The 22,276-nt window shown below is 65.5% G+C and carries 21 protein-coding genes; 16 read left to right on the top strand and 5 right to left on the bottom strand.

The features are described from left to right. Window positions 1-58 precede the first annotated feature (58 nt). The gene (locus GA0061099_RS04510; protein ID WP_036027399.1) at window positions 59-907 is read right to left on the bottom strand and encodes an SDR family oxidoreductase; all 849 of its coding nucleotides are present in this window, start codon (window positions 905-907) and stop codon (window positions 59-61) included. Between the two features lie 155 nt (window positions 908-1,062). On the opposite strand from GA0061099_RS04510, the gene GA0061099_RS04505 reads away from it, so the two are divergent. After that, the gene (locus GA0061099_RS04505; protein ID WP_036027478.1) at window positions 1,063-1,818 is read left to right on the top strand and encodes an HAD family hydrolase; all 756 of its coding nucleotides are present in this window, start codon (window positions 1,063-1,065) and stop codon (window positions 1,816-1,818) included. 24 nt (window positions 1,819-1,842) lie between these two features. Here GA0061099_RS04505 and GA0061099_RS04500 read toward each other — a convergent pair whose 3' ends face one another. Further along, the gene (locus tag GA0061099_RS04500; RefSeq protein ID WP_036007097.1) at window positions 1,843-2,250 is read right to left on the bottom strand and encodes a nuclear transport factor 2 family protein; all 408 of its coding nucleotides are present in this window, start codon (window positions 2,248-2,250) and stop codon (window positions 1,843-1,845) included. 95 nt (window positions 2,251-2,345) lie between these two features. Next, a complete protein-coding gene (locus GA0061099_RS04495; protein WP_199751051.1) occupies window positions 2,346-3,830 on the bottom strand; it encodes a mannitol dehydrogenase family protein in 1,485 nt (494 codons plus the stop codon). Between the two features lie 143 nt (window positions 3,831-3,973). Here GA0061099_RS04495 and GA0061099_RS04490 point away from each other — a divergent pair, with 143 nt between their 5' ends. From GA0061099_RS04490 to uxuA, 6 genes are all read left to right on the top strand, one after another. Beyond that, window positions 3,974-4,786 carry a FadR/GntR family transcriptional regulator gene (locus GA0061099_RS04490; protein WP_036007117.1) on the top strand — a complete coding sequence of 271 codons (813 nt, stop codon included), beginning with the start codon at window positions 3,974-3,976 and terminating at the stop codon, window positions 4,784-4,786. Window positions 4,787-4,868: 82 nt separating this feature from the next. After that, complete coding sequence (locus GA0061099_RS04485) at window positions 4,869-5,834, top strand: sialic acid TRAP transporter substrate-binding protein SiaP (RefSeq protein WP_370111903.1); 966 nt, start codon at window positions 4,869-4,871, stop codon at window positions 5,832-5,834. A 202-nt stretch (window positions 5,835-6,036) separates the two neighbouring features. Next, on the top strand, window positions 6,037-6,615 hold the full coding sequence (locus tag GA0061099_RS04480; RefSeq protein ID WP_036027398.1) for a TRAP transporter small permease: 579 nt from the start codon (window positions 6,037-6,039) through the stop codon (window positions 6,613-6,615). A 4-nt stretch (window positions 6,616-6,619) separates the two neighbouring features. Then, window positions 6,620-8,026, top strand: coding sequence for a TRAP transporter large permease (locus tag GA0061099_RS04475; RefSeq protein WP_036027397.1), 1,407 nt, complete (start codon window positions 6,620-6,622; stop codon window positions 8,024-8,026). Beyond that, entirely contained in the window at window positions 8,023-9,072 is a 1,050-nt protein-coding gene (locus tag GA0061099_RS04470) for an L-idonate 5-dehydrogenase (protein ID WP_036027396.1), read from the top strand. Before GA0061099_RS04475 ends, GA0061099_RS04470 begins: the two co-directional genes overlap by 4 nt. 72 nt (window positions 9,073-9,144) lie before the next feature. Beyond that, a complete protein-coding gene (gene uxuA, locus GA0061099_RS04465; protein ID WP_074447552.1) occupies window positions 9,145-10,335 on the top strand; it encodes a mannonate dehydratase in 1,191 nt (396 codons plus the stop codon). 247 nt (window positions 10,336-10,582) lie between these two features. On the opposite strand, the gene GA0061099_RS04460 is transcribed toward uxuA, so the two are convergent. Further along, on the bottom strand, window positions 10,583-11,521 hold the full coding sequence (locus tag GA0061099_RS04460) for a LysR family transcriptional regulator (RefSeq protein WP_036027386.1): 939 nt from the start codon (window positions 11,519-11,521) through the stop codon (window positions 10,583-10,585). A gap of 210 nt (window positions 11,522-11,731) precedes the next feature. Between GA0061099_RS04460 and GA0061099_RS04455 the strand changes: the two genes are divergently transcribed. The 6 genes from GA0061099_RS04455 to GA0061099_RS04430 are packed head-to-tail and all read left to right on the top strand — an operon-like array spanning window position 11,732 to window position 17,614. Further along, window positions 11,732-12,811: an ABC transporter ATP-binding protein gene (locus GA0061099_RS04455; RefSeq protein WP_036027385.1), complete on the top strand. Its 1,080-nt coding sequence runs from the start codon at window positions 11,732-11,734 to the stop codon at window positions 12,809-12,811. Between the two features lie 33 nt (window positions 12,812-12,844). Next, a complete protein-coding gene (locus GA0061099_RS04450; protein WP_036027384.1) occupies window positions 12,845-13,561 on the top strand; it encodes an HAD family hydrolase in 717 nt (238 codons plus the stop codon). A gap of 14 nt (window positions 13,562-13,575) precedes the next feature. Next, on the top strand, window positions 13,576-14,883 hold the full coding sequence (locus GA0061099_RS04445) for an NAD(P)/FAD-dependent oxidoreductase (RefSeq protein WP_036027382.1): 1,308 nt from the start codon (window positions 13,576-13,578) through the stop codon (window positions 14,881-14,883). A 21-nt stretch (window positions 14,884-14,904) separates the two neighbouring features. Next, the gene (locus GA0061099_RS04440; protein ID WP_036027380.1) at window positions 14,905-15,951 is read left to right on the top strand and encodes an ABC transporter substrate-binding protein; all 1,047 of its coding nucleotides are present in this window, start codon (window positions 14,905-14,907) and stop codon (window positions 15,949-15,951) included. Window positions 15,952-15,974: 23 nt separating this feature from the next. After that, complete coding sequence (locus GA0061099_RS04435; RefSeq protein WP_193375196.1) at window positions 15,975-16,832, top strand: ABC transporter permease; 858 nt, start codon at window positions 15,975-15,977, stop codon at window positions 16,830-16,832. Beyond that, window positions 16,829-17,614 (top strand): ABC transporter permease, encoded by a 786-nt coding sequence (locus tag GA0061099_RS04430; protein WP_036027377.1) that lies wholly within the window; start codon window positions 16,829-16,831, stop codon window positions 17,612-17,614. The genes GA0061099_RS04435 and GA0061099_RS04430 overlap by 4 nt, the downstream gene beginning before the upstream one ends. Before the next feature lie 59 nt (window positions 17,615-17,673). Here the strand turns inward: GA0061099_RS04430 and GA0061099_RS04425 are convergent, their stop codons facing one another. After that, window positions 17,674-18,363, bottom strand: coding sequence for an aspartate/glutamate racemase family protein (locus GA0061099_RS04425; protein ID WP_036027392.1), 690 nt, complete (start codon window positions 18,361-18,363; stop codon window positions 17,674-17,676). 207 nt (window positions 18,364-18,570) lie between these two features. On the opposite strand from GA0061099_RS04425, the gene GA0061099_RS04420 reads away from it, so the two are divergent. Genes GA0061099_RS04420 through GA0061099_RS04410 form a run of 3 tightly spaced genes read left to right on the top strand, consistent with a single transcriptional unit; the run spans window position 18,571 to window position 22,256 of the window. Then, on the top strand, window positions 18,571-20,232 hold the full coding sequence (locus tag GA0061099_RS04420) for a thiamine pyrophosphate-binding protein (RefSeq protein WP_036027376.1): 1,662 nt from the start codon (window positions 18,571-18,573) through the stop codon (window positions 20,230-20,232). Between the two features lie 4 nt (window positions 20,233-20,236). Next, on the top strand, window positions 20,237-21,502 hold the full coding sequence (locus tag GA0061099_RS04415; RefSeq protein WP_036027375.1) for an NAD(P)/FAD-dependent oxidoreductase: 1,266 nt from the start codon (window positions 20,237-20,239) through the stop codon (window positions 21,500-21,502). A 10-nt stretch (window positions 21,503-21,512) separates the two neighbouring features. Further along, entirely contained in the window at window positions 21,513-22,256 is a 744-nt protein-coding gene (locus tag GA0061099_RS04410) for an aspartate/glutamate racemase family protein (protein ID WP_036027373.1), read from the top strand. Window positions 22,257-22,276: the final 20 nt, after the last annotated feature.

Here is a 22,276-nt window from a genome sequence, read left to right as displayed (position 1 = left end):
CAGGGACGAAGTCAAGCGCGGGGGCGGCATGTCTGGGACGCATCGAAGCGCAGGAACCCTAACGTCCTTCGCCTGCGCGCCAGAGAGCGTCGAGGCCGTGCCGATAGGTGGGGCAGGCCAGCGTGACGCCGAGCTCGCGCTTCAGTTTCTCGTTGGAGACGCGGGCGCTGCTGGCATAGAAGCTGCGCGCCATCGCCGACATTTCGGCGGTGGCGAACGCTTCTTCCGGCGGCGGCGCCACGCCCATCAGCTGCGCGGCATAGCCGATCACGTCCTGCGGCGGCGCCGGCTCGTCGTCGCAGACGTTCCAAACGCCGCCGCCCTGGTGATGAATAGCGGCGATGATCGCGCTCGCGATGTCATCGACGTGGATGCGGTTGAACACCTGTCCCGGCTTGATGATGCGCCTCGCCGTTCCCGCGCGCAGTGTCGCCAGCGCGTTGCGGCCGGGACCGTAGATGCCCGCAAGCCGCAGGATCGCGGCATCGCCGCCCGCCGCATCCGTCCAGGCTTGCTCCGCCGCGATCCGCATCCGCGTGCGGTCGAGGATGGCCTGCGGCGGCGTGCTCTCGTCGACCCAGCTGCCTGCGTGATCGCCGTACACCCCGATGGTGGAGAGATAGATGGCCTTGCGTTTCCGCCCTGTCAGCACGTCCGCGAAGGCTGCGAGCGCGGGATCGCCGCCGCTGCCGGGCGGAATCGACACCAGGAGGACGTCGGCGTCGCGAACCCGTTCAACCGTCTCGGGCGACGGAAGGCTGCCGGAAAACGGATGCACCTCGATCCCGGCGAGGTCATTCCGCTGCGCGGGATCGCGCACGGTGCCGGCGACATGCGAGAAGCTGCGGCCGTGCTTGCGGACGAAATGCCGGGCGCTGTAGCCGAGGCCGAGGATGAAGAGCCGCATGCGTCTCCCGTGCAGGTCGAAAGTTCCCGTTCGCGCCGTCGCGCACCGTTCGCTCATAAGAGATTTTTGGGTCCGGCAAAAGATATTGCGATTTGTCTCGCCCTCCGGCTCGGCCGATGATCGCTTTACGCAGCGCCGGAAGGGAGGCATCGATCATGCAGGCTGAAGCGTTGGTTCAGGCGCCAGCAGACGCCGCCGAACTGATCCGGGGCGCGGCCGCGCTGATCTTCGACGTCGACGGCACCTTGGCCGAAACCGAGGAGCTGCATCGGCAGGCCTTCAATCTGGCCTTCGCCCGCCTCGGTCTCGACTGGCAGTGGGACCGCGCCGTCTACAAGGACCTGTTGCGGGTGACGGGCGGCAAGGAGCGCATGCGCGCCTACCACGAGAGGCTAGTGACCGCTGCGCCCTTGTCGGACGGGGACATCGCAGAACTTCACCGCATCAAGACCGCGCATTATGCCGAATTGGTCGAGGCCGGCCGCTGTCCCTTGCGGCCAGGCGTGACGGATTTGCTCAGGGCCGCGAAGGCGCGCGGCCAGCGGCTTGCGATTGCGACCACCACATCGCACGGCAATATCGATGCGCTGCTGTCGCAGGCGCTGGGCAAACGCTGGGCCGCGGATTTCGATGCGATCGTCGCCGGCGACGACGTCAGGCACAAGAAGCCGGCGCCCGACGTCTATCTCGAGATTCTGGCGCGGCTGAAGCTCGAGGCGTCCGATTGCGTTGCGATTGAGGATTCCGCCAACGGTCTGATCGCGGCCTCGCGCGCCGGCGTCCCGGTTCTGATCACCCGCAGCACGTTCTTCGGGGACGACGACTTCACCGGCGCGCATGTCGTGCTCGACGATCTGTCGGAACTTTCGGCCCGCCAAACAAAAGCTGAAAAACAACCCCATGCACAGTAGATCACGGCGCCGTGATCGCCGTGCTCAGTGGACGCGGTGACTTGCTCTATCGTCCTCGGCCTGCTCGACAATCTGTGCGATCGGACTGGACTGATGATGCACCAGGCGCCAGTCGTCGCCGACGCGGCGAAAATGGTTCGCCGCAGCCAGCGCGGTGCCGTCGACGATCTCGATGCAGAGCACGCGGGCGCTGTCGCCGTCGACGATGGCCTGCGGCTCGGCGCAGACGATCTGCGGCCGCTGCGGGTTTTGCAGGATGTCGCGCCAGCTTCCGATCACGGTGGCGCGGCCGATGATGGCCGGCCAGCCGGGATGGATGCAGGAGATGCCGTCGTCATCCGCCCACATCCGTTCCATGCCGGCGAAGTCGCCGGTCGAGAATGCCGCGTAAAAGGCCGCGTTGGCGGCAATGACCTTGGTGTCGTTTCCCATCGCTCTCGGGTGGGGCAAGGACAGGCAAAAATCAAGCGCGACTTTCCGTCGACTTTGGCCGCAGTGCAGCATTCAGGATGCTGCCCGCGTCGTGGTCACGCTGAAACGTGCGTTGCCACGGCCCGCCGCGCGCCGTCGGCATAGAGGCGGCCGAGCGCCGCGGTGACAGCCTCGCGCAGGCGCGGCTCGGCGCCGAGCGGCCCGAACACCTTCGCCACCCCGAGCAGTGCCGGCGCGAGGCGCTCGGCAACGGGTCCTGCCTCGCGCGCCAGCGCGGCGAACTCGGCGGCGAATGGATCGCGCACGTCGATCGGCCGTCCCTGCTCGTCGACGCCGCTGACGTAGCGGATCCAGCCGGCCACCGCCAGCGCATGCGTTGCGATGGGCAGGCCTCTGGCAAGGCGATCCTGCATCGCGCCGAGCAGCCGCTGCGGCAGCTTTTGCGAGCCGTCCATGGCAATCTGCCAAGTGCGATGGTGCAGCGCCGGATTGGCGAAGCGCTTGAGCAGCGAGGCGCGATAAGCGGCGAGATCCGTGCCTGATGGCATGGTCAGCGTCACCGCGGCCTCTTCCATCACCTGCGCGGCGAGGCGCGCAAAATGCGGATCCTGCATCGTGTCGGCGATGGTCTCGTAGCCGGAGAGATAGCCGAGATAGGCCAGCGCGGAATGGCTGGCGTTGAGCAGCCGCAGCTTCATCAGCTCGAACGGCTTGACGTCGCCGACGAGCTCGACACCCGCTGCGGCAAGGTCCGGCCGGCCCGCGGTGAAGCGGTCCTCGACCACCCATTGCGTGAACGGCTCGGTCATGACAGGCCAGGCGTCGCGCATGCCCAGCGCGGATGCGACCGCATCGCGGTCGGCATCCGTCGTCTCCGGCACGATGCGGTCGACCATAGTCGAGGGGAACGCAACCGTGTCGGCGATCCACTTGCCGAGTTCCCTAGAACGCAGCGCGGCGAACTGCGTGACGATCCGCTGCACGGTGTGGCCGTTGGCGGCGAGGTTGTCGCAGCACAGCACGGTGAAGGGCGAAAGACCCTGCGCCCGCCGGCGTGCCAGCGCGGCGACGATGAAGCCCGGCGCCGAGCGCGGCGCGTCGAAATTATTGAGGTCGTGCACGACATCAGGATGCCGCTCGTCGAGATCGCCGGTCTGCGGCGTATGGCAATAGCCCTTCTCGGTCACCGTGAGCGAGACGATGCGGATAGCGGGATCGGCCATCCGCTCGACCAGGGCTGCCGGCTTCTCGCGCGCCACGACGCTGTCGAGCAGGGCGCCGATCACGCGGTGCTCGGTACCTTCGGCGGCGCGCACAGCGACGGTGTAGAGATGGTCCTGCGGGGCGAGGGCGTCGCGCGTCTCCGGGCTGCGCAGGCTCGCGCCGATGATGCCCCAGGACATGCTGCCCCTAGCAAGGCAATCGTCGATGACGACGGCCTGATGGGCACGATGAAACGCCCCGAGCCCGAGATGCACGATGCCGGGCGTGACGCGCGATCGGTCATAGGCCGGCCGCCGGATGGCAGGTGCCAGGCGGTCGAGATTGGCGCGACCAAGGCGCATCGAGCTCTGGCGCATGGACGTCTCCCCTTGCTTTGCCGCTGCTTGACATGGCGTCCGTATCAGGTCAATGCTCTGGTCAATTGGTAAGACCAATTTTCCAAAATTGGCGGGTCGCGGGCGCCGGAGGCGCCGCGCGAGACCTTTTCGGGAGGACCAGCGTGCCGCTGGAAGCTGTGGAGGCGAGACGGCTCTATCGCCAGGTCGCCGATCAATTGCGAAGCCTGATCGACAGCGGCGAGTACGCGGTCGGCAGCCGCTTGCCGACCGAGCGCGACCTCGCGGAACAGCTCAAGGTGTCGAGGCCCACGGTGCGCGAAGCCTTGATTGCGCTCGAGGTCGAAGGGCGCCTGCGCATCCGCGTCGGATCCGGCATCTATGTGATCGAGCCCGCCGCCGTGGCCGCGCCGACAGCTACTGCCGTCATCGAAGGCCCGTTCGAACTCTTACGCGCCCGCGAATTCCTGGAGAGCGCCATCGCCGAACAGGCCGCGCGCGTGGCGACCAAAGATGACATCGACCGCATCGACGCCGCGCTCGTCGCGATGGAGAATGTCGACCATCCTGGCGAAGCCTCGATGGTTCATGACCGCGCCTTCCATATCGCCGTGGCAGGATGTCTCGGCAATGCCGTGCTGGTGCGGGTTGTCGGCGAGTTGTTCGACCAGCGCCTCAATCCCTATTTCGCGCAGCTAGCGCATTATTTCGAGAATCCCACCACGTGGCGAACCGCGCTCGATGAGCACCGGGCCGTGCGCGACGCCATCGCTGCGCGCCGGCCGCTGACAGCCCATGACGCCATGCGCGATCACCTCGCGCATTCGCAGGAGCGCTTTGCACAGAATTTTGGTGCCGAGACATCAGCAGGGGCGCCGGCTGCACGGAGGCGGGCGGCGCCGTCCGGGGTTCAGCCGGCGAAATCAAAACGACCATCGAAGAAACAGGCCAAGAGCGGCAGCTCGCGGCGGCGATGAGATTGGGCGGCCCGCATCCATGCCGGGGCGGGCGAACAAGAAGCAGACTTGAACGATGGAGGAAAAGTCGATGTTAAAGAAGATGACGATTGCAGCAGCGATTTCCGCCGCCACGCTGTTGGCGGCGACCAGCGCCAGCATGGCGCAGACCAAGCTCAAATGGGCCCATGTTTACGAGCCCTCGGAGCCGTTCCACACGGCGTCGGTCTGGGCCGCGCAGGAGATCAATAAGCGCACCAACGGGCGCTACCAGATCGAGGTCTATCCGGCCTCGCAGCTCGGCAAGGAGACCGACATCAACCAGGGCCTCTCGCTCGGTTCGGTCGACATCATCATCTCCGGATCGAGCTTCGCGGCCAAGAGCTTCGCGCCGATCGGCGTGACCTATTATCCCTACACCTTCCGCGATGCCGATCATCTGCTCGCCTACACCAAGAGCGACATCTTCAAGGAGCTCGCCAAGGGCTATGAGGACAAGAGCGGCCACCACATCGTCGCGGTGACCTATTACGGCGTGCGCCAGACCTCGTCCAACAAGCCGATCAAGACCTGCGCGGACATGAAGGGCCTGAAGATCCGCGTGCCCGACGTTCCGGCCTATCTGGCGATGCCGCGCGCCTGCGGCGCCAACACCGCGCCGATCGCGTTCGCCGAGGTCTATCTCGCGCTCCAGAACGGCACCGTGGAGGCGCAGGAAAATCCGCTGACAACGATCGAGGCCAAGAAGTTCTACGAGGTGCAGAAGCACATCGTGCTGACCGGCCACATCGTCGACCATCTCAACACGGTGATCGCCGGCGCGCTGTGGAAGAAGCTCAGCGACGAGGACAAGAAGATCTTCACCGATGTGGCGCAGGAGGCGGCTGCCAAGGCCACCGGAGAGATCAAGCAGAACGAGGCCAAGCTGGTCGCCTTCTTCAAGGACAAGGGCCTGACCGTGACCGAGGTCGACAAGAACGAGTTCCGCGACACCGTGTTGAAGAACGTCGCGTTCGAGACGTTCGGCTACCGCAAGGCCGACTGGGAAAAGATCCAGGCGGTGAAATAAGTAAGGGGCCTCATGGTGAGGAGCGCGAAGCGCGTCTCGAACCATGAAGCCCCGACCTCGCCTGGGGCCATCCTTCGAGACGCTTGCTTCGCAAGCTCCTCAGGATGAGGAGCGGAGCAAGCGTGAGACAGTAGAACAAAGACGTCATTCCGGGTTCGACGCTGACGCGTCGCCCCGGAACGACGATTTGGAGAGAGGTAACATGTCCACCGCCGAAATCCACCGGCAGATCACCGCGGACGAGATCGCGCACACCTTCGAGGAGGAGGCGACGCCGAAGGTCGATCTCGGCGTCTACGCCTTCGAGGACTGGGTGGCGCTGGCGATTTTCTGGGTGATGGCGCTCGCCGTCTTCCTGCAGTTCTTCACCCGTTACGTGCTCAACGACAGCTACGCCTGGACCGAAGAGATCGCGACCTATTGCCTGATCGGGGTGGTCTTCATCGGCTCGTCGATGTGCGTACGGCTGTCGCGGCATATCCAGGTCGACCTCGTCTATCGCTACCTGCCGCATGCCATAGGGCGCGTGCTGTCGACCGCGATCGACCTGATCCGGATCGCCTTCTTCGGCTACGCCATCAAGCTGGTCTGGGTCTACATCCAGATCATCGGCGACGAGCAGATGACCACGATCAATCTTCCCAAGGACTACGTCTATTACGCCGTGCTGCTCGGCTTCGTGCTGATGTTCGCACGCTCCGTGCAGGTGGCAATCCAGAACTGGCGGCAGGGCTACTCGGTCCTCGAACGTCCCGGTGCCTACGACGGATCGGAAGGATAAGACCATGCTGCTGTTGCTCGGAGGCTTTCTCGTCCTCATGCTGCTCGGCGTCCCCGTGGCGATCGCCATGGCCGTGTCGTCGCTGCTCTACATCCTGGTCAGCGGGGTGACGCCCGACGTCACGCTGGCGCAGCGCATGATCGCCGGCGTCGAGAGCTTCCCGCTGCTCGCCGTGCCGTTCTTCATCCTGGCCGGCAATCTCATGAACATCGCCGGCGTGACCGGGCGCATCTACAAATTCGCCGTCGCGCTGGTGGGGTGGATGCGCGGCGGCCTCGGCCACGTCAACATCATCGGCTCGGTGATCTTCTCCGGCATGTCCGGCACCGCGATCGCGGATGCCGCCGGTCTCGGCACCATCGAGATCAAGGCGATGAAGGACCACGGCTACTCCACCGAGTTCTCGGTCGGCGTCACCGCGGCCTCGGCCACGCTCGGGCCGATCATCCCGCCGTCGCTGCCGTTCGTGATCTACGGCATGATGGCGAACGTCTCGATCGGCGCGCTGTTCCTGGGCGGCGTCATTCCCGGCGTCGTGCTGACGCTGTTCATGATGGTGACGGTCACCTATTTCGCGCACAAGAACAAATGGGGCAGCGACACGCCGTTCTCTTGGCCGCAGCTCGGCTCGGCCGGGCTCGAAATATTGATCGTGCTGTCGTTCCCGATGGCGATCTGGCTGATGGTCCTCGCCGGCCTCTCGGTCAACATGGCCGTCGTCATCGGCCTCGGCACGCTGCTCCTGATCGACTGGTATTTCGACTTCTCGGCGGTGATGGCGTTGATGGCGCCGGTGATCCTGATCGGCGGCATGACGCTGGGCTGGTTCACGCCGACGGAAGCTGCGGTCGCCGCGGTGATCTGGTCGCTGTTCCTCGGCCTCGTGCGCTACCGCACCATGACGTTCCAGACCGTCGCCAAGGCGACCTTCGACACCATCGAGACCACGGCCTCGGTGCTGTTCATTGTCACGGCGGCCTCGATCTTCGCCTGGCTGCTCACTGTGTCGCAGGCGGCGCAGATGCTCTCGGACTGGATGCTCAGCATCACCCAGAACAAATGGGTGTTCCTGGCGCTCGCCAACGTGCTGATTCTGTTTGTCGGATGCTTCATCGACACCACGGCGGCGATCACCATCCTGGTGCCGATCCTGCTCCCGATCGTGCTCAAGCTCGGCATCGACCCCATTCATTTCGGCCTGATCATGACGCTGAACCTGATGATCGGCCTGCTGCATCCGCCGCTCGGCATGGTGCTGTTCGTGCTCGCCCGCGTGGCAAAGCTCTCCGTCGAGCGCACGACGGTGGCGATCCTGCCCTGGCTGGTGCCGCTGATGCTGGCGCTGATCGCGATCACCTTCATTCCCGAACTGACCCTCTGGCTGCCAAAATACATGGGACTCTCCAAATGACCTCGACCGCTCTCGCCGCGACCCTGTTCGGCCCCGAAGACCTGCGCATGATCGAGCATCCGCTCGACAGGCTCGCTGACGGCATGGTGCGCATCCGCTTCGGCGCCGGCGGCATCTGCGGCTCGGACATGCACTATTTTCGTCATGCCCGCACCGGAGACTTCGTGGTGAAGTCGCCGCTGGTGCTGGGACACGAGATCTCGGGCGAGGTCGTGGAGATCTCCGGCGCGGCTGCGAACCTGAAGGTCGGCGACCGCGTCGCCGTCAACCCGTCGCGCTGGTGCGGCCATTGCGTCGCCTGCCGCGAGGGCCGGCCGAACCTGTGCGAGAACATCTATTTCATGGGCTCGGCTTCGAAGACGCCGCACATGCAGGGCGGCTTCGCCAATTGTTTCGATGCGATCCCGGCGCAGTGCGTGAAGATCCCGGACCACGTCTCGTACCAGGCCGCGGCGCTGGCCGAGCCGCTCGCGGTGTGCCTGCACGCGGTGGGGCGCGCCGGCAAGATCGACGGCAAGCGCGGCATCATCTTCGGTGCCGGCCCGATCGGGCTCTTGACCATGCTCGCGGCGCACCGCGCCGGCATGGCTGACATCACCGTGGCCGACATCGCTCCGGCGCCGCTGGCCTTTGCGACCAAGCTCGGCGCCTCCCATGTCGAGAATGTCTCGGCCGGCGAGGAAGGGTTGAAGGCGCAGGCTGCGTCGCGCCCCTATGACGTCGCGTTCGAGGTCTCGGGCACGGCTGCCGGCCTTGCCAGCGCGATCGGCATCGTCAGGCGCGGCGGCGTCGTGGTGCAGATCGGCAACCTGCCGGGCGGCCAGATCCCGACGCCGTCGAATGCGGTGATGGCCAAGGAGATCGACCTGCGCGGCTCGTTCCGCTTCGGCTTCGAGTTCATGAATGCGGTGGAACTGATCGGCAACGGCAGCGTCGATGTGCTGTCGCTGGTCACCGCCGAGCGGCCGCTCTCGACCGCGCCCGACGCGCTGCGGCTGGCGCTCGACCGTTCGCAGAGCGTCAAGGTCGTGTTGACCGCGAACTGACTTTTGTTTTGACGCGTTTTCTTCACGCGAACCGGTACCCACTTCGCTCGAAAATGCTTTGGGAGGCAGCACATGATGCTGGAGGGATGGCGCTGGTACGGGCCGGATGATCCGGTCTCGCTCGATGATGTCAGGCAGGCCGGGGCGAGCCAGATCGTCTCGGCGCTGCATCAGGTGCCGATCGGAGAGGCCTGGACGCGCAAGGCGGTCGAGGAGCGCAAGAACTTCATCGAGAACGGCCAGCCCGGCCGCTCGCAGCTGACCTGGTCGGTGGTGGAATCGATTCCGATCCCTGACGACGTCAAGCGCCTCGGCGGAAAAGCGACCAAGTCGATCGAGGCGTGGATCGCGAGCCTGGAGGCGGTCGCCGCGTCCGGCATCAAGATCATCTGCTATAACTTCATGCCCGTGGTGGACTGGTGCCGCACCGATCTGGAATGGGAGCTGCCGAACGGCGCCCGTGCCATGCGCTTCGACCAAGACCGCTTTGCGGCATTCGAGCTGCACATCCTGAAGCGCCCGGCGGCTGCTCAAGAGTATACCCCCGAGCAGCAGGCGCGCGCTAAAAAGCTGTTCGAGCAGTTGAGCCAGGCGGATATCGACTATCTCGTCATGGTCATTGCCAGCGCGCTGCCGGGCTCGACCACCGAGCCGATGACGATCCCGCAATTCCGCGATCGGCTGGACACATATCGCGACATCACGCCAAAGATATTGCGGCAGCATCTCGCGGAATTCCTCGCGCGCGTGACGCCGGTGGCCGAGCAACTCGATGTCTCCTTGACGCTGCATCCGGACGATCCGCCGCGGCCGCTGTTCGGCCTGCCGCGCATTGCTTCCAGCGCCGACGATTATCAGGCGCTGTTCGATGCCGTGCCGTCCAAGGCCAACGGCATCTGCTTCTGCACCGGCTCGCTCGGCGTGCGCGCGGAGAACAATCTGCCTGATATGGCCGAGCGCTTCGGCCCGCGCATCGCGTTCGCCCATCTGCGCGCGACCAAGCGCGAGGCGGACGGCCTGTCGTTCTACGAGTCCGATCATCTCGACGGTGACGTCGACATGATCGCGGTGCTCAAGGCGCTGTTGAAGGAGAACGCGCGGCGCGCACCGGACAAGAGAATCGTGTTCCGTCCCGATCACGGCCACCGCATGCTCGACGATCTCGCCGCCACCAAGCGCACCAATCCCGGCTACACCGCCATCGGCCGCCTGCGCGGCCTCGCAGAGTTGCGCGGTGCCATCAGGGCGATCGAGCATCGGTAGCGGGCAAACCTCTCTCCACACTGTCATTGCGAGGAGCTCTTGCGACGAAGCAATCCAGAATCCCTCCGCGGAAAGATTCTGGATTGCTTCGCTGCGCTCGCAATGACGTGGAGAGAGGGGGGCGACGCCTCCACAGCGTCATGGCCGGGCTTGTCCCGGCCATCCACGCCTTACCACGTGGCACGGCGAACGTGGATGCCCGGGACAAGCCCGGGCATGACGGCTTCTTGTGAAGCTCGCTCCAGGCTCAATAGCACGCCGCCATGGCGCCGAGCTTCGGATAGAGCCGGTCGATCGCGGCGATCTCGCTTTTCATCTGCGCGATGATCCAGTCGCGGATCTCGGCGGCGATCGGGCGCATCGGGCGGTTGCGCGGCGGCAGGAATTCGCAGATGCGGCGCGTGGTGGTGAGCCGGTCGGAGGCCGGCACCAGCGCGCCGGTGAGCAGCCAGTGCGAGGCGACCGTCAGCCAGCCGAGCGCAATGCCCTGGCCGAGCAGCGCGGCCTGCACCACGACGGCATAGTCGGTGAAGCTCAGCGCCTTGGCCGCGCCGCGGCGGCCGGTGAGGAGCGAAGCATAATCCGCGGCCCAGTCGCCCGGCGTCTCGGCGAGGCGAATGATGGTGTTGCCCTCGGTGGGATCGGTCTCGCCGAGATAGGTGGGGCTGCACATCGGCAGCATCACTTCCTTCATCACCAGCGTGCCGCCGGAGGGCGGCTCGTCGCGATCGCGGAAGCGCATGCCGAGATCGACATTCTCCACCGGCCCGCGCAGCGCGCCGGAAATCAACTGGAAGCGCAGATCGACTTGCGGAAACTGCTTCTGCAGCTTGTCGATGCGCGGCATCAGCCAGTGCGTGGTGAAGGCGGAGGAGACCGACAGCGTCACCGTCTCGGTGCCCTTGCGCCGCCGCTCGATCTCGACGAGCCCGCTCTCGATGCTGCGAAAGCCTTCGAGCACGCGGCGATAGAGCAGCTCGCCTTCTTCGGTGAGCACCGCGCGGCCCGCCTTGCGATCGAACAGGCGAACGCCGAGATGCTCCTCGAACTGGCCGAGCATCCGGCTCACCGCCGGCTGCGTGACGTTCAGCTCGGCGGCCGCAGCCGTGAAGCTGCCATTGCGCGCCGCCGCGTCGAAGACGAACAGGGCGTTGCTGGACGGCAGCATGCGACGGAGCTCTGGCATAACGTCATGTTATGGGCGCGGTGAGAATTTGGCAATTGCCGGATTTTGCCAAGTCTGGTGTCATCAGCATGACAGCTTAAAGACAGGCCCTTCGAGAGAGGATTTGGTGCAGCGCACGCTTTGCCGTGAGTGCTCCAAATCCCTGTCTATAAAGCAGGCTTATGGCGCGCAGTGAGGCACGCCGGCTGAGGGACATCGCGAGGTCGATCGTTGGACAAGCGCGCGGAGAGCGTCGAGATCAGGTCCGCCAGCAAGGCCTATGGCGCCGTTCGCGCCCTCGACGACGTTTCGCTCAATGTAAGCGCCGGTGAATTCGTCTCACTGCTTGGCCCGTCCGGCTCCGGCAAGACCACGCTGCTCGGCATTTTGGGCGGCTTCATCCTGCCGACCTCAGGCACGATTCTATTCGGAGGCCGTGACGTCACCTACATGCCGCCGCACAAGCGCGACATCGGCGTGGTGTTCCAGAATTACGCGCTGTTTCCGCACATGAGCGTCGGCGAGAACGTCGCCTTTCCCTTGCGCGCGCGACGCCTGCCGAAATCCATCTGGCCGGACATGGTGCGCGCAGCGCTCAGCATGGTCGGGCTTGCCGGCTATGAAGAGCGCGGCATCGCGCAGCTCTCCGGCGGTCAGCGCCAGCGCGTGGCGTTGGCGCGCGCCATGATCTTCGAGCCGCGCCTGATCCTGATGGACGAGCCGCTTTCCGCGCTCGACAAGCAGCTGCGCGAATCCATGCAGATCGAGCTGCGCGCGTTGCACAAGCGGATCGGCGCGACCATCATCTACGTCACCCATGACCAGCGCGAGGCGCTGACCATGAGCGACCGCGTCGCCGTCATGAAGGACGGCCGGCTGGTTCAGATCGACGAGCCGGCGCGGCTGCATGACCATCCCGTCGATTCCTTCGTCGCCAGCTTCATCGGCGAAGCCACGATGCTGCCGGTTCGCCGCGTCGATGCCGCCAGCGTCGCGCTCGGCAACGTCTTGCTGCGCAGCGCGCGCGCCATTCCCGATGGCGATGCCCTGATGCTGGCCGTGCACAGCGAGAAGCTGCTGATCGATGATGGCGCGCAGGATGCCGCTTGCAACCGGCTGACCGGGACCGTCACCGACATCGTCTATCAGGGCGAGAGCCTGCGCATTTTCCTCGCGCTCGCCGATGGCATCGCGCTCAGCCTGCGCCAACCGAGCTATCACCAGGCCTATCACCGCATCCCGCCGCTCGGCGGCAGCCTCACCGTTACGCTCCACCCCGAGGACACCATTGTCGTGCCCAGGGTGGACTGAATCCAGCCTTGTTCAACCGAGAGAAGAAGCGATATGTCGACCCAAGCCGCGTTCAGCAATTTCAAGGTCCTCACCTTCGACGTCGTCGGCACCCTGATCGATTTCGAGACCGGCGTACTTGAAGCGGTGCGCAAGATCGGAGGCAAGAAGGCGGCCGAGCTCAGCGACGAGCAGATCTTCGAATCCTACAAGCGAGGCCGCGACAAGCATTATGAGCGCTCCAGCGAGGTGATGTTCTACGTCTACCGCTATCTCGCCAAGGAGCTCGGGCTGCCGGCGGACGATGCCTCCTGTGACGTCTTCCAGCTTGCCGTGCTGCGCTGGGGGCCGTTCTCGGACTCGGTCGAGGCGCTGAAGCGCCTGCGCACAAAATTCCGCCTGGTCGCGATGACCAATGCCGACCGCGTGGCACTCTCATGCTACGCGCATGCGCTCGGTAATCCCTTCGATGACACCGTCTGCGCCGACGACACCGGCGTTGCAAAACCGAACCCGGAATTCTTCGCCTACAACAAGGGCCGCCAGTCCGCCTTCGGGTACAAGCAGTCCGACATCCTGCACGTCGCGCAGAGCCAATATCACGACATCGGGATCGCGCGGAAGCTCGGCTACAAGGTGTGCTGGATCGAGCGCCGCCAGGGCATCGCCGGATTCGGCGGCACGCCGGCGGTGGAGACGCTGACCAAGCCGGACTTCCATTATCCGACGTTGAAGGCGCTTGCCGACGCGGCCATCGGGCCGGCGACGTAACGGAGAGCTGTGGCATGACACGGGACTGGCGCGCGCTGCCTTCCGTCAATTCGCTGTGGGAAGCCACGGCGGAGCCGGCGCGCGCGTTTCCCGTGCTGTCGGGCGAGCAACAGGCGGATGTGGTGATCATCGGCGCAGGCTACACTGGCCTCTCCGCCGCGCACCACATTGCCAGGAGCGGGCTCAGCCCCGTCGTGCTCGAGGCCAACCGTCCCGGCTGGGGCGCGAGCGGGCGCAATGGCGGCGTGATCACCGCAAAATTCCGCCTCTCGTTCCGTGAGATCGATGCCGCACACGGCCGCGCCATGGCGCGGCGCATGTACGAGATCGCGCATGAATCGACCGACATGGTCGAGGAGCTCGTCTCCGAATTCGGCATCACCAGCGCGAACCTTGTGCGCACCGGCCAGGTCAAGGCCGCGCACAATGAGACGACGCTCAAGGCCGCGATCGACGAAGCCAACTGGATGACGCGCGAGATGGGCTCCGCCGCGGTCCGCATTCTCGACAAGGGACAGGTGCGTGAGGAGACCGGCTCCGAGATCTTTGTCGGCGGTGTGCTCAATCCCGGCTCGGGCGGGATCCATCCGCTGAACTATCTGCGCGGCCTCGCAAATGGCGTTGCAAGCCGCGGCGTTCCGATTTTCCAGGAGTCGCCGGTCGTCAAGCTCCGGCGCGAGAAGGACGGCATCGTTGCCGAGACACCGCAAGGCGCGGTGCGCGCCAGGCAGGCGATCATTGCCACCAACAGCTATTCGGATCTGACCGGTGCCACCGCGCATCTGCAGCGCACGCTGATCCCGTTCCGCAGCGCCATGGTCGCAACCGAGCGGCTTCCCGGCAATCTCGCGGGAAAACTGATGCCGACGGGGCGCACCTACACCGAGACCAAGCGCATGATGCGCTGGTTCCGCATGGTCGACAACCGCGTCATCTTCGGCGGCCGCGGCGCCTTCGGCAAGCAGGATTCGCAGGCCGCATTCGACGCCTTGCGCAAGGCGATGGTCGGCATCTTCCCCGATCTCGCCGATGTCCCGCTCGCATACAAATGGTCGGGCCTCGTCGCGATGACGCTGGACTCGGTCCCACATATCGGCCGGCTCGATGACCGCACGCTCTTCTCGGTCGGCTACAACGGCGCAGGCGTTGCGATGTCGAGCCTGATGGGCAGCTATCTCGCCGCCTTCGTGCGCGGCGAGGCGCCCGACGTCGGCCTGCTCGACGCCCGGCGCATGAAGGCGATTCCGTTCTATCCGCTGCGGGAGCCCGCCGTGCGCGTGGTCGCCGGCTGGTACCAGTTTCTCGATGCGATCGGTCAGTGAGATCATTTGGAGGAGGTGAGGATGACGATGAAGCAGAAATTTGGATTGGGCTGCGCGCTGCTGGGCGCAATCGGACTGACCAGCGCGGCTGATGCCGCCGAGCAGATCACCTTCGTCTCGCAGGGCGGCGCCTATCAGCAGGCGCAGACGGTGGCGATCCTCGATCCCTCCGCCAAGAAGCTCGGCATCACCATCAACCAGGACTCCATTCCCGATGCCTGGCCCGCGATCAAGACGCAGGTCGGCAGCGGCAAGCCGATCTGGGACGTCGTCGACACCCCGACCGGTAACTGCCTGCGCGGCGGCGAACAGGGGCTGATGGAGAAGCTCGACTTCTCGAAGATTCCAAACGGCGCGGCGATGCCGGAGGCCTATCGCAGCCCCTATTCAGTGTCCTACGAGTTCTATTCGAGCGTACTTGCCTACAGCCAGAAGAAATTCCCGAAGGACGCGCCGAACAGCTGGGCCGATTTCTGGGACGTGAAGAAATTCCCCGGCCGCCGCGCGCTGCGCAACCATCCGTTTGCAACGTTGGAGGCGGCGCTGATGGCCGACGGCGTCGCACCGGACAAGCTTTATCCGCTCGACGTCGACCGCGCCTTCAAGAAGCTGGAAGAGATCAAACCGCACATCACGGTGTGGTGGACCTCGGGCGCGCAGTCGGCGCAGTTGCTCAATGACGGCGAGGTCGACATGGAGATGGCCTGGAATGGCCGCGTCAGTGCCGTCGCCAAGGAAGGCGCGAAGGTCGCCTTCACCTACAACCAGGGCATCCTGCAGAGTACCTCGCTCTGCATCCTCAAGGGCGCGCCGAATCTCGCCACCGCGATAAAATTCCTCAACGAGGCCGTCGATCCCGTGCACCAGGCCAATCTGCCACTGCACATCGACTATGGTCCGGGCAACCCGAAGGCGTTCGAGACCAGCGTGATCAAGCCCGAGCGCGCCGCGCAATTGCCGAGCGAGCCGGCCAATGCGGCCAAGCAGGCGCTGATGTCCTACGCCTGGTGGTCCTCGCCGGCGGGCGAAGCCGCCGAGAAGCGCTGGGCGTCCTTCATGCAGAAGTGAGCGAGGCAACGTTGACGACTTCAATGCCAGATCCCTCCCAAAAACATCAGCGCCGTGAGCACGGCCTGATGCTGGCACTGGTCTCGCCGGCGCTGCTGGTGATCCTGGCTCTGATCGTGCTGCCGGTGGGCTGGCTGGCCTGGCAGTCGATCTACCATGACGGCTTCACGCTGGAGAATTATCGCCGCGTCTTCACCGAAGACGTCTACTGGCGCAGCTTTGCGCTGACCTTCGAGATCAGCCTCGCGGTCACGGCAATCGCGCTGCTGCTCGGCTATCCCGTGGCCTACCTTGCCAATTCGGTGCCGAAAGGGTGGAGCATCCTCATCCTCTCGCTGGTCGTGCTGCCGTTCTGGACCAGCGTGCTGGTCCGCGCCTATGCCTGGCTGGCGCTGCTGCAGCGCACCGGCGTGATCAACCAGTTCCTGCGCTATCTCGATGTGATCTCCGAGCCGCTCGCGCTGGTCCACAACACCTTTGGCACGGTGGTTGCGACCGTGCACATCCTGCTGCCCTTCATGGTGTTGCCGCTCTACGCCACCATGCAGAAGATTCCCAACGATCTCATGCAGGCCGGCGCCAGCCTGGGCGCGAGCCCGTCGCTCACCTTCATGCGCGTGTTCCTGCCGCTGTCGCTGCCGGGCGTGCTCGCCGGCTGCACCATGGTGTTCGTGCTCTGTCTCGGCTTCTACATCACGCCGGAGCTACTCGGCGGCGGCCGCACCGTGATGGTGTCGATGCTGGTGAGCCGCAATGTCGAGCTCTACAACCAGTTCGGGGCGGCGAGCGCGGTCGCGGTGGTGCTGCTCATCAGTGTGCTCGTGATCTTCTTCGTCGTCAGCCGCTTCATCTCGCTCGACCGCGTGTTGGGGCAGAAATGATGCGCGCCTCGCCCGCACGGATCGCCCTCTACGTGGTCAGCGCGCTGGTGCTGGTCTATCTGATCCTCCCCGTTCTGATTATCGCGCCGATCTCGTTCTCCAGCGCGCGCTTTCTCACCTTTCCGCCACCGTCCTTTTCGCTGCGCTGGTACCAGCAATATTTCTCAAATCCCGCCTGGATGCAGGCGACGCGGGTGACGCTGACGGTCGCCCTCCTCACCGTCGTGATCGCGACCCCGTTCGGGGTGGCCGCTGCCTATGCCATCAGCCAGTCGAAGCTACGCATCATGAGGCTGATCCACTTGGCGCTTCTGTTGCCGCTGGTGGTGCCGATCATCATCACCGCCGTCGGCATCTTCTTCGTCTATGCCAAAGTCGGTCTGGTCGCGACCATGCCCGGCCTCGTGCTGGCGAACGTGATGCTGGGCCTGCCCTATGTCGTCATCTCGGTGCTCGCGGGCCTGCAGAGTTTCGATCCGGCGCAGGAGATGGTGGCGCGCAGCCTCGGCATGAACCGCCTGCGCAGCTTCTTCGCGGTGACGCTGCCGCAGATCAAGTCCAGCGTGGTTGCGGGCGGAATCTTCGCCTTCATCTCGGCGATGGACGAGACCATCGTCGCGCTGTTCATTTCCGGCGGCCAGTATCAGCCGTTGACCAAGCGCATGTTCACCGCGCTGCGCGACGAGATCGATCCGACCATCGCCGCGATTTCGACCTTGATGACGGCGGCCTCATTCATGCTGGTGCTGCTGGCGAGCGCGCGACAGAAGCGGAGCGGGTGAGGACAGCCCACGTCCCCAGGGACCCCGATCCCGGACGGGCTGAAGCTGAGGAGATCAAATCACCCGATCGCGAAATCGGCGGCCGTCTCGGCGTGAATGGCGGTGGTGTCGAATGTCTCGACCGACGTGTCATCAGGGCCGACCAGCATGGTGATCTCGGTGCAGCCGAGGATGATGCACTCGGCGCCGCCGGCGACGAGCGCCGCCATCACCTCCTGGTAGCGCTGGCGCGAGGGCACGGCGACGTGCCCGAGGCACAGCTCGTCGTAGATGATGCGGTTCACCTCGGCGCGCTCGTCCGCGGGAGGGACCAGGACGTCGAGACCGTGCGCGCGCAATCGGTCGATGTAGAAATCTTCCTCCATCGTGAACTTGGTGCCGAGCAAACCGACCCGCCGATATCCTTTGGCGCGAATCCGCTCGGCCGTCGCATCGCCGATGTGGATGAACGGAACGTTGACGCTGGAGATGATCTCCGGCGCCAATTTATGCATCGTGTTGGTGCACAGCACGATCGCCCGCGCGCCGGCACTTTCGAGCAGCCGCGCGACCTCCGCCAGGCTCGCCGCCGCCTCCTGCCAGCGGCCGGCATATTGCATCTGCTTGATCTGCTCGAAATCGTAGGAATACATCAGAAGCGGGGCCGAATGCAGCTTGCCCATGCGGTCGCGGACCCGCTCGTTGACGAGCTTGTAGTACAGCGCGGTGCTCTCCCAGCTCATGCCGCCGATCAGGCCAATGGTTTGCATTCGGTGCTCCCGACGATTTGGTTCGGCCGGATCGTAGACGAAGATTTCGACCCTCGCCATCATGGTAGAGCCTGTAGTGCAAACGGCAGGGACGGGCATGACGCCTGCGCAGGCTGCTCGAAGCCTTTCGATCTTGCGCACGCTCTCGGCCTGTCCTAGGCCAGTTCCCGAACAAGTGCGCATCGCCGAAGTCCTGAGGGAGCCGACATGACCATTCGCAACACCCGCACCGGGGGCCAGATCCTGATCGATCAGCTCGTCGCCCAGGGCGTCGAGCGCGTCACCTGCGTGCCGGGCGAGAGCTATCTGGCGGCGCTCGATGCGCTGCATGACAGCCCGATCGACGTCGTGATCTGCCGCGCCGAAGGCGGCGCGGCGATGATGGCGGAAGCCTATGGCAAGCTCACGGGGCGGCCGGGCGTCTGCTTCGTCACCCGCGGCCCCGGTGCCACCAATGCCAGCCACGGCGTCCACATCGCGATGCAGGATTCGACCCCGATGATCCTGTTCGTCGGCCAGGTCGACACCGGCATGCGCGAGCGCGAGGCGTTCCAGGAGCTCGACTACAAGGCGGTGTTCGGCTCGATGGCGAAATGGGCGGTCGAGATCGATCGCCCCGACCGCATTCCGGAGCTGGTGGCGCGTGCCTTCCGCGTCGCCATGCAGGGCCGCCCCGGCCCCGTCGTGATCGCGCTGCCGGAGAATATGCTGACCGAGACCGCGGCCGTCGCCGATGCCATGCGCATCGAGCCTGCCGTGAGCTGGCCGGCGCCGGCCGATATCGAAAAGCTCGGCGCCATGCTGGCCGGCGCCAAGGCGCCGCTCGTCATTCTCGGCGGCTCGCGCTGGACCGACGAGGCGGCCAAGAGCATCGCGCGCTTCGCCGAGCGGTTCGACCTGCCGGTCGCGACCTCGTTCCGTCGGGCCTCGCTGATCGACGCCGACCATTCGCATTATGCCGGCGACCTCGGCATCGGGCCGAGCCCCGGCCTGAAGGCGCGCATCGACAATGCCGACGTGCTCCTGCTGATCGGCGGCCGCATGTCGGAGATGCCGTCCTCGTCCTACACGCTGCTCGACATTCCCAATCCGAAGCAGAAGCTGGTCCATGTCCATCCGGGCTCCGAAGAGCTCGGCCGCATCTATCAGCCTGATCTGGCGATCCAGGCGACGCCGGCCGCCTTCGCAGCCGCCGTCGAGACGCTGAAACCTTCGGGCGCGGTGGCCTGGAAGGGCGAGGCCGCCAAGGCGCACGCCGATTATCTGGCCTGGACCGGGAAGGCGCGCGAGCTGCCGGGCAGGTTCCAGTACGGCGAGGTGATGACCTGGCTGCGTGACCGCCTGCCGAAGGACGCGATAGTCTGCAACGGCGCCGGCAACTATGCCGGCTGGATCCACCGCCATCACCGCTTCCACAGCTTTGCCGCCCAGCTCGCGCCGACCTCGGGCTCGATGGGTTACGGCGTGCCGGCGGGCGTGCTGGCCAAGCGGCAATACCCGGATCGCGTCGTCGTCGCGTTTGCGGGCGACGGCTGCTTCCTGATGAACGGCCAGGAATTCGCCACCGCCGTGCAGTACGATGCGCCGCTGATCGTCATCATCATCGACAATGCGCAATACGGCACCATCCGCATGCACCAGGAGCGCGACTATCCGGGCCGCGTCGTCGGCACCCAACTCAAGAACCCGGACTTTGCGATGTATGCCAAGGCGTTCGGCGGCCATGGCGAGCGCGTCGAGCGCACCGAGGAGTTCGCCCCCGCGTTCGAGCGCGCGCTCGCCTCGGGCAAGCCGTCGATCCTCCATTGCATCATCGATCCCAGGGCGATCTCGGTCGGCAAGGATTTTGTCTCGGCGGTGAAGGCTTAGGGCGATGCCTGAAGGCCGCCACGTCGCCATCATCGGAGCCGGCGCGATCGGTGTGATCAGCGCCATCGAGGCGCTGCGCGAGGGCCATCGCGTCACGCTGATCGATCCCGGCGAGCCTGGCGGCGAACAGGCGGCGAGCTATGGCAATGCCGGCTGGCTGTCGTCGCATTCGGTGATCCCGCCGGCGGAGCCGGGCGTCTGGAAAAAGGTGCCGGGCTATCTCTTGGACCCGCTCGGCCCGCTCGCGATCCGCTGGTCGTACCTGCCGAAGGCGCTGCCCTGGTTGATCAAGTATCTGCTGTCGGGCTGGACCGCGGCGCGGGTCGAGACGACGGCGTTCGCGCTGCGCGATCTCCTGAAGGACGCGCCGCTGCTGCACAGGAAGCTCGCGGAAGAAGCCGGCGTCCCCGACCTGATCGAGCGCAACGGCGTGATGCACGTGTTCACCTCGCGCGGCAATTTCGACAATGATCTCGGCTGGCGCCTGCGCAAGAAGGTCGGCGTCGAATGGCTGGAGCTCAATGCCGACGAAATGCGCCAGCGTGAGCCGGACCTGGATCCGCGCTACACCTTTGGCGTCGTGGTGGAGGAGGCCGGACGCTGCCGCGATCCCGGCGCTTATGTTGCTGCGCTCGCCAATTATGCGATTGCCAGCGGCGCCAAGCACGTGCGCGCCAAGGCGACCGGGTTGAAGCTCAACGGCGATAAGCTCGTCGCCGTCGTCACCGAGACCGGCGAGATTGCCTGCGATGCCGCGGTAGTCGCGGCCGGTGCCCGCTCGAAGCAGCTCGCCGCGTCGGTCGGCGATCCGCTGCCGCTCGAGACCGAGCGCGGCTATCATGTCGTGATCGAGAATCCGGAAACAGGTCCGCGCAGCTCGATGATGGCCTCCGACGCCAAGCTGGTGGTGAACTGGACCAACAAGGGCCTGCGTGCCGCCGGCACGGTCGAGATCGCCGGCCTCGAGGCCGCTCCGAACTGGAAGCGCGCCGAGATCCTGCGCAACCACCTCGTCAGCATGTTTCCGAAACTGCCGAAGGACATTCCGGCCTCGCGCGTCAAGACGTGGTTCGGCCATCGCCCGAGCATGCCGGACGGACGGCCCTGCATCGGCTATTCGCGCGCCTCGCGCGATATCGTCTATGCTTTCGGCCACGGCCATGTCGGCCTGGTTGGCTCGGCCCGCACCGGCCGTCTCGTCGCCCAGCTCGTGAGCGGCAAGGCGCCGGAAATTCCGCTCGCGCCGTTCGCGCCCGATCGTTTCCTCTGAGAGCCTACCCATGACCACCTCAGCCAGCTCGTCCTCCCGCATCGCCCGTGGCGGCAAGGCCATCTACGGCGCGCCGCTCGGCATCCTGATGCTGGAGGCGCGCTTTCCCCGCATTCCCGGCGACATGGGCAACGGCACGACCTGGCCATTCCCGGTGCTCTATCGCGTGGTGAGCGGCGCCTCGCCGGAAAAGGTCGTGCTGAAGGGCGCGGCCGGCCTCTTGCCCGACTTCATCGATGCGGCCAAGGATCTGGTGCGGCTGGGAGCGGAGGCCATCACCACCAATTGCGGCTTCCTCTCGCTGTTCCAGAAGGAGATCGCGGCGGCCGTCGGCGTTCCCGTCGCGACCTCCTCGCTGATGCAGGTGCCGTGGGTGCAGGCGACCCTGCCGCCCGGCAAGCGCGTCGGCCTCGTCACGGTGTCGGGCTCGACCTTGACACCGGCCCATCTCGAAGGCGCCGGCGTGCCGCTCGACACGCCGCTGGTCGGCACCGAGAGCGGCAAGGAGTTCTTCCGCGTCCTGATCAAGGCCGAGAAGGACGACATGGATATCGCGCAAGCCGAGCGCGACGTGGTCGAGGCCGGCAAGGAGCTCGTTGCCAAGCATCCGGATGTCGGCGCCATCGTGCTCGAATGCACCAACATGCCGCCTTATGCCGCAGCACTTCAGGCCGAGGTGGGGCTGCCGGTCTACGACATCTATTCCATGATTACCTGGTTTCATGCCGGGCTGCGCCCGCGCGTCTTTGCGTGAGATTGTCTCAAGTCCAGGAG

Source organism: Bradyrhizobium yuanmingense (assembly GCF_900094575.1).
Classification (GTDB): Bacteria; Pseudomonadota; Alphaproteobacteria; order Rhizobiales; family Xanthobacteraceae; genus Bradyrhizobium; species Bradyrhizobium yuanmingense.
Note: the sequence above shows the minus strand (reverse complement) of the source record. Positions and strands in the feature narration are given on the sequence as shown.

Excerpts from the sequence above, each read along its gene's own strand:
- GA0061099_RS04430 (WP_036027377.1), top strand. The coding sequence starts at position 16,829 with ATGATGCGCGCCTCGCCCGCACGGATCGCCCTCTACGTGGTCAGCGCG.
- GA0061099_RS04415 (WP_036027375.1), top strand. The coding sequence starts at position 20,237 with ATGCCTGAAGGCCGCCACGTCGCCATCATCGGAGCCGGCGCGATCGGT.
- GA0061099_RS04425 (WP_036027392.1), bottom strand. The coding sequence starts at position 18,363 with ATGCAAACCATTGGCCTGATCGGCGGCATGAGCTGGGAGAGCACCGCG.
- GA0061099_RS04480 (WP_036027398.1), top strand. The coding sequence starts at position 6,037 with ATGTCCACCGCCGAAATCCACCGGCAGATCACCGCGGACGAGATCGCG.
- GA0061099_RS04440 (WP_036027380.1), top strand. The coding sequence starts at position 14,905 with ATGACGATGAAGCAGAAATTTGGATTGGGCTGCGCGCTGCTGGGCGCA.
- GA0061099_RS04420 (WP_036027376.1), top strand. The coding sequence starts at position 18,571 with ATGACCATTCGCAACACCCGCACCGGGGGCCAGATCCTGATCGATCAG.
- GA0061099_RS04450 (WP_036027384.1), top strand. The coding sequence starts at position 12,845 with ATGTCGACCCAAGCCGCGTTCAGCAATTTCAAGGTCCTCACCTTCGAC.
- GA0061099_RS04505 (WP_036027478.1), top strand. The coding sequence starts at position 1,063 with ATGCAGGCTGAAGCGTTGGTTCAGGCGCCAGCAGACGCCGCCGAACTG.
- GA0061099_RS04500 (WP_036007097.1), bottom strand. The coding sequence starts at position 2,250 with ATGGGAAACGACACCAAGGTCATTGCCGCCAACGCGGCCTTTTACGCG.
- GA0061099_RS04510 (WP_036027399.1), bottom strand. The coding sequence starts at position 907 with ATGCGGCTCTTCATCCTCGGCCTCGGCTACAGCGCCCGGCATTTCGTC.
- GA0061099_RS04445 (WP_036027382.1), top strand. The coding sequence starts at position 13,576 with ATGACACGGGACTGGCGCGCGCTGCCTTCCGTCAATTCGCTGTGGGAA.
- GA0061099_RS04475 (WP_036027397.1), top strand. The coding sequence starts at position 6,620 with ATGCTGCTGTTGCTCGGAGGCTTTCTCGTCCTCATGCTGCTCGGCGTC.
- GA0061099_RS04485 (WP_370111903.1), top strand. The coding sequence starts at position 4,869 with ATGACGATTGCAGCAGCGATTTCCGCCGCCACGCTGTTGGCGGCGACC.
- GA0061099_RS04460 (WP_036027386.1), bottom strand. The coding sequence starts at position 11,521 with ATGCCAGAGCTCCGTCGCATGCTGCCGTCCAGCAACGCCCTGTTCGTC.
- GA0061099_RS04410 (WP_036027373.1), top strand. The coding sequence starts at position 21,513 with ATGACCACCTCAGCCAGCTCGTCCTCCCGCATCGCCCGTGGCGGCAAG.
- GA0061099_RS04495 (WP_199751051.1), bottom strand. The coding sequence starts at position 3,830 with ATGCGCCAGAGCTCGATGCGCCTTGGTCGCGCCAATCTCGACCGCCTG.
- GA0061099_RS04435 (WP_193375196.1), top strand. The coding sequence starts at position 15,975 with ATGCCAGATCCCTCCCAAAAACATCAGCGCCGTGAGCACGGCCTGATG.
- uxuA (WP_074447552.1), top strand. The coding sequence starts at position 9,145 with ATGATGCTGGAGGGATGGCGCTGGTACGGGCCGGATGATCCGGTCTCG.
- GA0061099_RS04470 (WP_036027396.1), top strand. The coding sequence starts at position 8,023 with ATGACCTCGACCGCTCTCGCCGCGACCCTGTTCGGCCCCGAAGACCTG.